The organism is Paraburkholderia sejongensis, from assembly GCF_020880815.1.
GTDB classification, from domain to species: domain Bacteria; phylum Pseudomonadota; class Gammaproteobacteria; order Burkholderiales; family Burkholderiaceae; genus Paraburkholderia; species Paraburkholderia sejongensis.
Window position 1 is genome coordinate 1 of record NZ_JAJITD010000027.1, and the last position, 10988, is coordinate 10988.

Consider the following 10988-nt stretch of genomic DNA (forward strand, 5'->3'; position numbering starts at 1 on the left):
GAACTGCTACCCTGGAAAGTCGCCCCTCTGCTGCCCGCCGCCTCACACATCGATCCTATTCGCTAGCAGCCGATCCTCTCGCGCGTCAACGTCATCCGCGACGGTACTGTTCGACTGCTTACGTTCTATCTGCGTAGCTTCGCATGTTGGATTCTCGGCCGACCCTTTTGTAGGGCGCCATCGGCCTGCTTATGCGCGTAGGCAGACCGCTCGAAGCGATTGTGATGCCGATCCACGTCACGGACAACAAACCTAATATTTTCAAGCCGATCGGACAAGCGCATCACTGTGGCTACATGGGAGAAGCGATGCGTCTATCTCACGCACCCGAAAACGGTTTCGGCGTTGGAGTGCTATCTGAACCATCGCATTGCACGCGGCATGGGGACCGAGCTAACAGCAGAGCGTTATCGCGGACTCGCGCCGTCAACTTGCCTAGTCCTTGCTGGCAAGGGTCGCAAGTTTGCGATTAACGCCAAACGGCGCATCAACGAAGCCGGGGAACAGGTTGGCGAATGGCGAGCCGATCCGGTTCGTGACTCCGTACATCGGAAGCGGAAATGGTCGGTCAAAGTACGATCTCCATACTCTTCGGGTTTCGCTGATTACCGCGTATGCCACAGAGGGCGGTGTTCCGATCCAGATCCTCTCAAAATGCGTGGCCGGTCATGCAACGATCCTCATGACCCTGTATTACAACAAGCCCGGGGCTGCGCATGTAACCGCCGTCCTCGCGGAGGCCCAGCAACGTGTGCAGCAGGCCGAGGCCGGCAATTTCCTGAAGTTCCTCCAGGACGAGGAGATACGAAATGCCAGCCCCTTGGTAATCTCGAACGACTCTGCAGCAAACACCGCGCTTGAACAAAGCGAGCCTGCCTCGTGGGTTGTCGGTGATATCGGCATTTGTCCTGTGGGCGGCAGTCGTTGCTGTCGGGGCGGCCCACCATCACCCGAGAGCAAGAGAGTTCATGGGCCTGTTCCTGGTGGTGCCAAAAATTGTGCTCGATGCCGCTTCTTCATCACTGGGCCGGCCTTCCTTGCTGGGCTGGTGGCCCGGTTCAATTCTGTTGGCGTGTCGCTGAGCACGGCAGCGGAGCGACTACGCGCGGCCGAGGACGAAATTTACAAGCTGGAAGAGGCAACATTCGAGGGCCGCTCGCACGATGAGTCCAGCCAGATAGGAATCGCCTATGACCGACGCGATCGCGTACTGGACGAGGTCGATTCCATCGCCCACACCTGGCACGCAATTTACCGGCTCATTGACCGGTGCAAAGCCGCAATGTCCACCTCGGATAAGGATGACACGAAGAAGCTTGATCTGGTGCTCACCGGTGGCCTCACGGATTTGCGCGCCGCACTTTCCGAATGCACCGAGTTCGAGCTGTATGACGCGGTTTGCCAACGAGCCAACGTGTACCCCAACGAGAACGTCCTAGTGGCCAATCTTCGGCGCGGCCGACTGCTCGATGCGCTGCTATCCCGTAACGGTCGATCGGCGGTGTTTGCTTCACTGTCGGAGGCAGAAGCGCTTGCCGTGGGCAACCAGTTCGTTGAGCTGTTGATGGCCCGCGTCGGGCGCGCTGAGGCGAATGCCCTGATCGAAGGACGCCTCCTCCTCGACGAGTTGGGAATGCTCGACGAGGTTGATCGTTTGCTTCCGACTAACAAGGCCACGCCTGCCAAACTTCTCGAACTCAGGATGAGGGCATGGCGGTGACGAAGACTGAACCGACCAAGTTTCTCGAAGGGCTATGCCGGAACGTACACGCGCGCACTGAAGCTTCTCTGCGCCTGATTTTCGCGATATGCCAGGAGCAGGAGGATCGCGGTAGCACCGACTACTCTGTCGCCACGATTGGCCGGCTGTCGAGTGATCGCGGCGGCCCAGGTGCCCCTGCGATTCGGAACAAGACTGGCGAGAAGTATCGAGCCCTCATCGCAGCGTATGCGGAGAATGCGGGAGGCCGGAAGAAAAAGGGCTCCCCTGCCAAGGCATCTGCAGCGGAGGGGGTGCTGGAGGGTATCTCAGATCCCGTCCTGCGCACCCGCATCAATCTGCTCGTTGCAGATCTTGAATCAACGCGTGCCCAGCTGCTCGCGGCCCGACACATCGCTGCCCAGAATGCAGTCCTCGTTCTGGGCGATGCGCCGCAGGAACGGCCTTCAGTTGTGGCCAGTGGCGTGGAGCTGACCGCGCAGGAAAAGAAGGCCCTCGCGACGGCGATATCCGACAAGACCATGGACCATTGGGCTTGGACGATCGACAAGCTAGGCCGTGTACTGACGGATAGCGGTCAGGTGGTGTTCCCGGCCGGGTTCGCGTCTGCCATCCGCAAAATCCTCGCTTAGATCCGGTATCAAATATGAGAGTCATATCCGCTGCGCCCGGCCCGACGTAAGTTGTGATATCCGCCACTTATAAAAACGGAACTTGACCACGTTTTGCCGTATCTGACGTGTCCGATAAAAGGCTCCGACAGATGTTTTGCGAGGTGTTATGAGAGCCACCTGACCACGCCATCGCGGCCCTGCGCGGCAGGCGGGACAAGGGACACCCACTGTAATAACATTGTGTTGACTGTTGCGACCACGCGGTGTAACATTGTTATTACTTTGGAGGTGTGTCATGAGAACGACGATTCGCAGAATGGGGAATTCGCAGGGCGTGCTGATTCCGAAGCCCGTCCTTGCGCAACTCGGGCTGGAGAGCGAAGTGGAAATGGAGGTCGAGGACGACGCGATTGTTCTGCGACGCCCAAAGCACAGAGCCCGTGAGGGTTGGGCGGAAGCAAGCAAGGCTCTGGCCGAGAGCGGCGACGATGCGCTGGTCATGGGCGAGTTTTCGAACGCCGATGACGCGGAGCTTGCATGGTGATGCGCGGGGAAGTCTGGTTGGTCGCGCTCGATCCGACGCTTGGTAGCGAGATTCAAAAGACGCGCCCCTGTGTGGTCGTTTCGCCTCCCGAAATGCACGACCACTTGCGCACAGTCATCGTCGCGCCGATGACTTCCAAGGGGCGTCCTGCACCGTTTCGGATTCCGGTGACGTTCAAGCGCAAACAGGGCTTGATCCTCCTGGACCAGATTCGCGCCGTAGACAAGGTGCGCCTGGTCAAGAAAGAGGGCGTAGTGGCCGATAAGACGTTGTTGGATACCCTGCGAACCTTGCAGGAAGTCTTTGCAGAATAGGGAAAAACGATGAAATCGACCGAGCAGCCAAAGATGACGACCGCCCGTGTGGAGCGCGTGTGTCAACGCAGCGTATGGCACGTGGGCTGCGGTCGCCTCATTAAGCCGGGTGAAAAGTATCTGCGCGTGCGCGCTCCGGGGCTTAGCGATTTCGGCGTCTGCGCTGAATGCGCAGCACAGGGACAAACACGTAGCGACGTGTAACCAAACGGAAAACGTGAGGAACCTTTGATGAAGATTCAGTTTCCAGCGAAACCGGCGATCTATACAGAAAACACGACCGTTGCGTTCCAGGCGCTTGTAGATGGCGAAGCACTAACGCGGGAAGTGTCTACCGAAGCGCTTCAGGACCACTTCGGCGCAACGACCGCTTACGGTTCCGACTTGGTTGCGACATTCGAAGCAAACCGTGCGGCAATTGAGGCGGTCGCGATGGCGAAGTTGCCGCAGCGTGTCGACGCAGGGCGATACCTTTTGACCTCAGCTGACTTTTAAGCTCATGACGGAAAACCGCATCGTGAAGACAGCGCCCCTTGCCGACGGGGAATATTGGGCTTTGTGTCGCGAGCGCAACGTCATTTCCGCGGCTGTGAACGGACATAGCCTGGTGTACCCGAAAGCGAGGATGACAGTGAAAGACGGCTGGGCTTTTTTCCATCGCGACGGCATTGAAATTTGGAGCTGCAATGCTTCGTACGCAGCAGCGCAATTCGACGTACACCAGGCATAGGAAAACGCGATGCAAATCACGCTCGACACTGCCAAGGAGATCTATCGCCACGCAATCGATCCGCGCGCAAGTGACGGTGAAAGCTCGGCATGGTGGGACGAGGTTGCTGACGAAGTTCGCGACGTAATCGCCGCGCGCTCGTTGGGCGATGCGGCGGCGGTGATCGAGTGGTGGCATCACGACTGGACAGAGGTATCCGACACGCCGCGCGATGCGGCCAAGCGGATGCGTGAGGCGGGCCGAGCGTTGCGCTTCAAGGCATAGGAAAATTGGAAGTGTCCGGTATGACAAACGAGAAACGAGACCCCCTCAAAAGGGCACCGGCGCGCGACTACGTATTCGGATCGACCGGCCGCAGCGCCTACGGTGTCTTCTCACTCGTTGTCGCGGTTAGTATCCTACTCGCCTGGATTTCGACGTTTGATGGTCCAGCAGTTCGGATTTGTCATGATTATTGGCGTTGGGTCGCACCGGTCGGGATACCGGCTGCGATCGTCATCGCGTGGCGAATCCGGAAGGCACTGGTTGGCTCCTGGTACAAACCACGCTATGCATCGCAGGAACGTCAGATGGGAGTTGGCGAGTCGTGGGCTACAGGAGCAATCGCAGCAGCAGTTCTTGTTATGTTCGCAACAGGAGCGTTCGCCAACGTGATGAATCAGGTCATCGGTGTATCGTACGTTGCAAGGTATGAAGTAGCGGGGAAATACATCGAAAAGGGCAAGCACACCTGCTACGGCTTGACCATTGTCAACGTCGGCGATCCGCTTGATCAATTTCAGTTTTGCGTAGCCAGGTCAGAACAGGAAGCGACAGCCGTTGGCGAGAAATTACAGGTGAGTGGCCGGCGCTCAAAATTTGTCAACCAGGTGCTCGCCTACACAAGAGCCCGCTAACCGATCGGAAAACAAACTATGAACCTGAAAGATGAGCTGGGCGTCGCGCCTGGCAATGAGTTGCGTCACGTGGGCTCGCGCACGAAAGGGACGATGGGACAGACCGAGATTGACGAGTATGAGGAGCTCACCCCTGAGGGCAAGGTGATCGCTAGGTACACCGTCACTGAGCATACGAACCTGCGCGGCCTTGACACGACACACTCCATCCAAAAGCAAGCTGTCGCTTAATCGATCGGAAAGCGCCACTATGAACGAACCGAAGACCCTTTCACCAGGCGCGTACTGGTATGTAGCCCCCGGCAAGGCGCCGACGATCTGCGAGAAGCGCGACGGCGAGGACTTTGTGCGCTTCACTAATGGCAGCCATCAAACATGGACGCACGATGGAGCGCGTTTCGTCGGTCCGCTGGTTGCACCTACTGAATGACGGAAAAAAACGGGGGAACGATTGAAAGCGGGCAAGAAACTAATCATCGCGGCGAGCGTTTCGGCCGGCGCACTTGTTGGAGGTTGGTCGGCAATGGATGAACATGGGGCCACAGCTTCCATCGATGCATCGTGTCAACACGCACACGAGCAATGGACTGCTAGCCAGTCGGCATTGACTCGCTCGCGCGGGAAGAAGCCGTGGGAAATGACAACCGACGAACTTCGCGCTGCGATTGGCTCTGATTCGCGAGTGCCCCTTTCACCGCCTTCTTGCGAACAGCTCGGTTTGCGGCCCGCGATCACTATGGGGATCTCGACAGGGCTCGGCGTGCTGATCGCTAGCTTTCTCCTTTTACACATTCTCTTGCTAATACGACGGATGGTCTTCGCCGTGGCCGGCCGCGCAAGATGACTCGGAAAATTGCAAGCCGCTAACGTTACACCAACCTACCGCGCGAGGTATCGAAGATGGACAGTTCAAAATATAACCGCGTGATCGCGATGCAATGTCCGACATGCGCGGGAACCCATTTCTCATTTGAGGGGCCTTCTGAGGACGATTCGGCGATGGCCACGTGTGCTTCGTGTGGTCGGAGCATGACTCGTGCCGAATTGCGCGAAGAAAATAGTGAAAACATTGAGGCACACGTCAAAGAAATAGGAAGACAAGCGGCTCAAGATCTCAGCGACGAGTTGAGGAAGACGCTAAAGGACGCATTTAAAGGTAGCAAAAGCATTACCATCAAATAGGTTTCTTTCAATGACCCTTGATCTGAGCGGTTGTGCTGCGATACTCGCACTGGTGCTGTCCTGCTATTCGACGTGGAAAACTGTGAAGTTCAACAGGAAGCAGGAAGAACTGATCGAGAGCCAGCGACAGCTGAATGCTTTGCTCGCGGACAAAGAGTCGACGGAACGGGCTGAGGCTAAACGGGCCAATCCCGGTGCCGCTTTCTCGAGAGTAGGAAGTGGCAACTATCGGCTCAAGATCTACAACCAAGGTCCCGCTGTCGCTCGAAACGTCATGATCTCGTTTCCAGAGGGAAACGAGTTGGTTTCACAGAGAGATGTCGATGAAAAATTTCCTTTGGAAACATTGGAAAGGTATCAGTCTGTCGAGCTTATCGCCTCGGTTCACATGAGCAGTCCATCCAAGCTGACAGTTCGAATTGACTGGATTGACGGTGATGGCGAGAGCAAGACCAAGATGGTTCATCCTACCCGGTGATATCTCAAAGACGGCGAACTCCTCGGAATATAAGCCGCCATGCGCGGCGCTGAAAAGTGCCGCGCGAGCGGCCCGCACCGGCCGGACGCCGGACCCAACGGAGAAAGAAACTTTGACCTACGTTATCAAATATACACAAGGTTCGGGACCAACCGAGCAATGGTTCCGCGGTTGCGCTGACCTGCCCCCTTCAGTAGGGCCAATGGGCTTCTAGAGGGTGTTAGGCACTTTTTGTCGGACCTGGTATCCTGGCGAGATGAAAAAACGCAGGTCATACCCAACGGATGTATCGGATGAAGAGTGGTATTTCGCCGCTCCGTACCTGACCTTGATGAACAAGGACGCACCGCAGCGTCGCTACGAACTGCGCGAGATGTTCAACGCGCTGCGCTGGATCGTACGCGCGGGTGCACCGTGGCGTTTGTTGCCCAACGACTTTCCACCTTGGGAACTGGTCTACCAGCAGACGCAACGCTGGATTCAGGCCGGCTGTTTCGAGGCCATGGTGAATGACCTGCGTTCGATCATCCGGATCGCGCACGAGCGTCGTGGTCAACCCAGCGCTGTCATTCTCGACGCACGGACCCTGCAATCGACCTGCGAGAGTGGACCTCGCGCCGGTTACGACGGCTACAAACGAAAACGCGGTAGCAAGGTCCAGATGGCGGTTGATACCTTGGGGCAATTGATTGCCGTGTATGTTACGCCGGCCAACGAACAGGAGCGCGCGCAGGTCGGAGAACTGGCGCGTCAGGTTCAGCAGGCCACGGGCCAGACGGTCAAGGTGGCGTTCGCCAATCAGGGATACACCGGCGAAGATCCCGCGCAGGCGGCACTGGACGAAGGAATCGAGCTTCAGGTAATCAAGCTGTCGGAGGCGAAAAAGGGCTTCGTGCTGTTGCCGCGCCGCTGGGTGGTCGAGCGCATCTTCGGATGGCTCAACCGCTTCCGCCGACTGGCCAGAGACTACGAGCGATTGCCCGAAACCCTGGCTGGTTTGCACTTCGTCGTATTCTCCGTGCTTATGCTTGTCCACTTTGCAGCCCTTAACAAAAGTGCCTAACACGCTCTAGCAAAGTCGCTTTAAACCAGCTCCTGGAATGCGGCAGGAGCTTCCGCTGTTGCCCGATGTTTCGCCGCAAACTCTGATGGCGAGAGGTAATTCAGTGCGCTGTGCGGCCTCTGCTCGTTATAGTCCTGGCGCCATGCCGCGATAACAGCGCGAGCGTGGGCGAGCGTCGTGAACCAGTGGTCGTTTAGGCATTCGTCGCGGAATTTGCCGTTGAACGATTCGATGTACGCATTCTGCGTCGGCTTGCCGGCCTGAATCAACTTCAGGGTGACGCCACTCGCATACGCCCACTGGTCGAGCGCGCGGCTCGTGAATTCGGGTCCCTGGTCTGTTCGCACCGCTTTGGGATAGCCCCGGAAACGGGCGGCACGGTCCAATGCGCGAGCGACGTACAAGCCTGAGATGCCGTGGTCGACGACGATGTCGACGGCCTCTTTCGTGAAATCGTCGACGATTGTCAGGCACTTCAGGCGCCGCCCATTGGCAAGCGTATCCATCACGAAGTCGATTGACCAGACCGCGTTGGGTGCGTTCTGCAAGGCCAGTTGCTCGCGTTCGATCATGACGCCGTGGCGCTTGCGACGGCGCCGCACAGTCAGCCCCGCCTCACGATACAGGCGATACACCCGTTTGTGATTGGCGTGCGTGCCTTCGCGCTCCACCAGGGCATGCAGTCGACGGTAGCCGAAGCGGCGACGCTCGTGCGCCAGTTCAACCAGACGCGCCGCCAGCACCTCGTTCTCGTGGTCCGGCTTCGCGTCGTAATGCAGCACGCTGCGAGAAAGCCCGACAAGCCGGCAGGCGCGGCGCTCCGAGATGTTGACCTTCTCCCGAATCGCCACCACTGCTTCGCGCTTGGCTTGCGGGCTCAGGGCTTTCCCTTGACGACAACCTTCAACGCTTCCATGTCGAGCATTGCCTCGGCCAGCAATTTCTTCAGCCGCGCGTTCTCGGCCTCCAGGTCCTTCAGCCGGCGGGCGTCTGACACCTCCATGCCGGCAAACTTCGCGCGCCACGTATAGAACGACGCGTCACTGAACCCGTGCTTCCTGCACAGTTCCTTGACCGGCATACCGGCCTTGGCTTCCTTCAGAAACCCAATGATTTGCTGTTCCGTAAAACTCTTCTTCATGTTCGTCTTCTTCTCCGAAAACGAACTTTACTAGACTCCGCTTGGCCCTGTTTGCAGGGGCAGGTCACGGTTGCCGCCCTCGCGGTCCTGATGCACCGGATCATCCCGGTCGTGTTCGAGCACCGGTACGGCTGGGTCTACACCCAGCCCGTGCAGGTTCAGGCGACGTCTGGGCACGACCGGCTGCTGATGGCCGCGGACGATATGGAAGGCAGCGCGGCATGGCAGGAAATCGCCGCCGAGCGTAAAAAGTGGGAAGCCATGCTGCCAAAGCGCCTGGGTAATCCGCTGCCGTGGCTGCCGGCCCCCTCGAATCCCCCGGCGCCGGCATCGCGAAGCGCAATCGCCCGCTTCAGCACGGTGACGGGACCATCAGGATCGGCTTCCGTCCTGGCAATGACCTCGTCGATGGCAGCCAGGCACCTGGCCGCGCAGTCGAGGGCTTTCTTCTCGGGGTCCGGATCGCCCTGCAGATCGACGAACAGATACCAGAACATGACGGTTGCCCACTCGCGAAGATCGTCGACCGAGGCGGTATCAATCCCGAAATAGTTTTGCACCATCAACGCAGGCACGACCGTGGCGGTGGAGCTGCTGCCCGACCACCCTCGGCTTGTTGTTACCCGCACGCCAAGCAAAGCATTCAAATTCGCGGGCGGCCGCGTCGGGGTATTGCGCTTGTGCGCCTGCGACCATCGAAGCCCTGAAGCTCGTTCGGTTGCTGTATCACCTGTCCATTTTCACGCAGGCAGCGTCGCCCGCGAGGAGATGCTGTCGCAAGTAGAAGCGATTAAAGCTGAGCGCGATGCAACCGTTAGCTGGCTACGTAGCCAGGGCCTCGCAGTGGCGAATTCGGACGCAAACTTTGTAATGTTCGGCAAATTTGCGGATCGCCACTGTGTATGGAACGGACTTCTCCGCCACGGCGTTCTGATTCGCGAGGCCGGTCCGCCGGAGTACCTGCGGGTCTCCATTGGCACCGCTGCAGAGATGGGCGAGTTTCGCACGGCGTTGCTCACAGTGATGGCTTCTGTGTGACCAACGGCTGCCCTATAGCTCGCAACGTCGTCGTATCGAGATGCGCAGTGCTATCAGACGGCTTCACAAGAGCGGTGGATATCAGCTGCGCGACCACATTCCATAGCAGCAGCTCACGGCGTCATCCTGGAGGACTGCGGCGCAAACGCGCCCCTGCCATTCGGGTCCTCTAGTGAACGACGCCGTGCGCCATCGCTGTCAAATAACCCGTCGGTGCCAAAAACCACGCTTATGCGCGGGACGCGTTTCGCGGGTTGCCATTCAACACGATATGCGCAACGCGGCTCGCGAACGGCAGGCTGCACATCAGCGCGACCGGTTTAGTCCCAGCATGGGTCGGCGCCCCAACGATCAGCACATCCTTGACCGCATAACCCACGCGCGCGCACTCCTTCATCGTCTCAACGCGTAGACGTTCGCGCCAATCATTTGGGCCGCGTGCGATAATGCAGGCAATATCGTGGGGCTCGAACAACGCGACACGCGCCATCTGCATCGCCCTTTCGGGATTGCCTCCGATCCCAAGACCCAACAGCCGATTCACTCCCGGGTCCCATAAAGGCGCTGTCTCCACCACCCAGTCGACGATCGAGTCCGACGGATTGAGCATCTTGAGCAGTGCGCGGTCGTTTGCCTCGCCGTCGCTCAGCACGATGCGCAATTCGATACAACTGCCCGGTACGATGTCGTAATGGATCTCGATCGGCAAGTCGCCGGCTTCCCGTCGTATGCCCATTTGGACCATCTGTGCGAGGCTGCCGCTCACACCGCACCATCGCACGCTCATGCCCAATGTCACGAACACGCTGCACCCGCCAATGCGTGCAATTGTCGTCGACCCACGGAGCTTACGCGCAGCCGCTTCGATCTGCCGGACCAGATCGTCTTGTTCAATGAAGCTCATGAGTTCACCAAAGTGAGAGGCAAGCGTCAGAGGGAAACTGTTGATTGTCGACTCCTGCACATGCGCGACAACGTCCCAGACGTTTTCCTGTGAAACCTCGGAGGCGGTCGTGGCAATCATTCAATGCAACATTTGGAAAGAGCGGAACAGACAGTGGGCAGCGATTACCAACCTTGCGGCAAAGTCCACCCTGACAGACTTCAGCTCATCAACGCGCTGAACACCGTCGCGCGCAACCAGTCCGGGCACGCTGTGCGATCAAATCAGACGTACGGCGTCGGCCGGTGCAGCCGTAGCCAGGTTTCCCCGCTCTCCACGGGCGCGTCGGTGTCGGGAGGAGCGCCAAGGCGCCGATGGCGACCAC

Annotated in this window: 16 protein-coding genes; 13 read left to right on the forward strand and 3 right to left on the reverse strand. The window is 58.5% G+C overall.

Features of this window, described 5'->3' with window-relative positions; genetic code table 11:
* The first annotated feature begins 535 nt into the window (after positions 1 to 535).
* The 12 genes from LJ656_RS32620 (at position 536) to LJ656_RS32675 (ending at position 7541) form a co-directional block, all read left to right on the forward strand.
* Entirely contained in the window at positions 536 to 1720 is a 1185-nt protein-coding gene (locus LJ656_RS32620; RefSeq protein WP_230513579.1) for a hypothetical protein, read from the forward strand.
* Positions 1711 to 2352 (forward strand): gamma-mobile-trio protein GmtX, encoded by a 642-nt coding sequence (gene gmtX, locus LJ656_RS32625; RefSeq protein WP_230513580.1) that lies wholly within the window; start codon positions 1711 to 1713, stop codon positions 2350 to 2352. The genes LJ656_RS32620 and gmtX overlap by 10 nt, the downstream gene beginning before the upstream one ends.
* Before the next feature lie 277 nt (positions 2353 to 2629).
* Entirely contained in the window at positions 2630 to 2878 is a 249-nt protein-coding gene (locus LJ656_RS32630; RefSeq protein ID WP_230513581.1) for an AbrB/MazE/SpoVT family DNA-binding domain-containing protein, read from the forward strand.
* Positions 2872 to 3192, forward strand: coding sequence for a type II toxin-antitoxin system PemK/MazF family toxin (locus LJ656_RS32635; RefSeq protein WP_069264977.1), 321 nt, complete (start codon positions 2872 to 2874; stop codon positions 3190 to 3192). Before LJ656_RS32630 ends, LJ656_RS32635 begins: the two co-directional genes overlap by 7 nt.
* A gap of 231 nt (positions 3193 to 3423) precedes the next feature.
* Positions 3424 to 3687, forward strand: a complete 264-nt coding sequence (locus LJ656_RS32640) for a DUF1488 family protein (RefSeq protein ID WP_230513582.1) — start codon at positions 3424 to 3426, stop codon at positions 3685 to 3687.
* 244 nt (positions 3688 to 3931) lie between these two features.
* Complete coding sequence (locus tag LJ656_RS32650; protein WP_230513584.1) at positions 3932 to 4186, forward strand: hypothetical protein; 255 nt, start codon at positions 3932 to 3934, stop codon at positions 4184 to 4186.
* Between the two features lie 20 nt (positions 4187 to 4206).
* A complete protein-coding gene (locus LJ656_RS32655) occupies positions 4207 to 4818 on the forward strand; it encodes a hypothetical protein (RefSeq protein WP_230513585.1) in 612 nt (203 codons plus the stop codon).
* Positions 4819 to 4836: 18 nt separating this feature from the next.
* The gene (locus tag LJ656_RS32660; RefSeq protein ID WP_230513586.1) at positions 4837 to 5049 is read left to right on the forward strand and encodes a hypothetical protein; all 213 of its coding nucleotides are present in this window, start codon (positions 4837 to 4839) and stop codon (positions 5047 to 5049) included.
* A 19-nt stretch (positions 5050 to 5068) separates the two neighbouring features.
* Entirely contained in the window at positions 5069 to 5248 is a 180-nt protein-coding gene (locus LJ656_RS32665) for a hypothetical protein (RefSeq protein WP_230513587.1), read from the forward strand.
* A gap of 503 nt (positions 5249 to 5751) precedes the next feature.
* Complete coding sequence (locus tag LJ656_RS35185; RefSeq protein ID WP_425606062.1) at positions 5752 to 6000, forward strand: ECs_2282 family putative zinc-binding protein; 249 nt, start codon at positions 5752 to 5754, stop codon at positions 5998 to 6000.
* 10 nt (positions 6001 to 6010) lie between these two features.
* The gene (locus tag LJ656_RS32670; protein ID WP_230513588.1) at positions 6011 to 6478 is read left to right on the forward strand and encodes a hypothetical protein; all 468 of its coding nucleotides are present in this window, start codon (positions 6011 to 6013) and stop codon (positions 6476 to 6478) included.
* Between the two features lie 256 nt (positions 6479 to 6734).
* Positions 6735 to 7541 carry an IS5 family transposase gene (locus LJ656_RS32675; RefSeq protein WP_230513589.1) on the forward strand — a complete coding sequence of 269 codons (807 nt, stop codon included), beginning with the start codon at positions 6735 to 6737 and terminating at the stop codon, positions 7539 to 7541.
* Between the two features lie 20 nt (positions 7542 to 7561).
* Here LJ656_RS32675 and LJ656_RS32680 read toward each other — a convergent pair.
* Both LJ656_RS32680 and LJ656_RS32685 read right to left on the reverse strand, forming a co-directional pair.
* Positions 7562 to 8682 (reverse strand): IS3 family transposase gene (locus tag LJ656_RS32680; protein WP_230513590.1). Its coding sequence is split into 2 segments (ribosomal slippage): positions 7562 to 8424 and positions 8424 to 8682, totalling 1122 coding nucleotides; the frame shifts between segments, so codons are not numbered across the junction.
* A 158-nt stretch (positions 8683 to 8840) separates the two neighbouring features.
* Positions 8841 to 9248, reverse strand: a complete 408-nt coding sequence (locus LJ656_RS32685; RefSeq protein ID WP_230513591.1) for a hypothetical protein — start codon at positions 9246 to 9248, stop codon at positions 8841 to 8843.
* Positions 9249 to 9267: 19 nt separating this feature from the next.
* Between LJ656_RS32685 and LJ656_RS32690 the strand changes: the two genes are divergently transcribed.
* Positions 9268 to 9720: an aminotransferase class I/II-fold pyridoxal phosphate-dependent enzyme gene (locus LJ656_RS32690; RefSeq protein ID WP_230513592.1), complete on the forward strand. Its 453-nt coding sequence runs from the start codon at positions 9268 to 9270 to the stop codon at positions 9718 to 9720.
* A gap of 229 nt (positions 9721 to 9949) precedes the next feature.
* Here the strand turns inward: LJ656_RS32690 and LJ656_RS32695 are convergent, their stop codons facing one another.
* A complete protein-coding gene (locus LJ656_RS32695; protein ID WP_230513593.1) occupies positions 9950 to 10744 on the reverse strand; it encodes a fumarate hydratase in 795 nt (264 codons plus the stop codon).
* Between the last annotated feature and the right edge of the window lie 244 nt (positions 10745 to 10988).

Bases quoted from the DNA above. Each gene is read 5' to 3' on its own strand.
- gmtX (WP_230513580.1), top strand. From the start codon at position 1,711: ATGGCGGTGACGAAGACTGAACCGACCAAGTTTCTCGAAGGGCTATGC.
- LJ656_RS32630 (WP_230513581.1), top strand. From the start codon at position 2,630: ATGAGAACGACGATTCGCAGAATGGGGAATTCGCAGGGCGTGCTGATT.
- LJ656_RS32635 (WP_069264977.1), top strand. From the start codon at position 2,872: ATGGTGATGCGCGGGGAAGTCTGGTTGGTCGCGCTCGATCCGACGCTT.
- LJ656_RS32640 (WP_230513582.1), top strand. From the start codon at position 3,424: ATGAAGATTCAGTTTCCAGCGAAACCGGCGATCTATACAGAAAACACG.
- LJ656_RS32650 (WP_230513584.1), top strand. From the start codon at position 3,932: ATGCAAATCACGCTCGACACTGCCAAGGAGATCTATCGCCACGCAATC.
- LJ656_RS32655 (WP_230513585.1), top strand. From the start codon at position 4,207: ATGACAAACGAGAAACGAGACCCCCTCAAAAGGGCACCGGCGCGCGAC.
- LJ656_RS32660 (WP_230513586.1), top strand. From the start codon at position 4,837: ATGAACCTGAAAGATGAGCTGGGCGTCGCGCCTGGCAATGAGTTGCGT.
- LJ656_RS32665 (WP_230513587.1), top strand. From the start codon at position 5,069: ATGAACGAACCGAAGACCCTTTCACCAGGCGCGTACTGGTATGTAGCC.
- LJ656_RS35185 (WP_425606062.1), top strand. From the start codon at position 5,752: ATGCAATGTCCGACATGCGCGGGAACCCATTTCTCATTTGAGGGGCCT.
- LJ656_RS32670 (WP_230513588.1), top strand. From the start codon at position 6,011: ATGACCCTTGATCTGAGCGGTTGTGCTGCGATACTCGCACTGGTGCTG.
- LJ656_RS32675 (WP_230513589.1), top strand. From the start codon at position 6,735: ATGAAAAAACGCAGGTCATACCCAACGGATGTATCGGATGAAGAGTGG.
- LJ656_RS32695 (WP_230513593.1), bottom strand. From the start codon at position 10,744: ATGATTGCCACGACCGCCTCCGAGGTTTCACAGGAAAACGTCTGGGAC.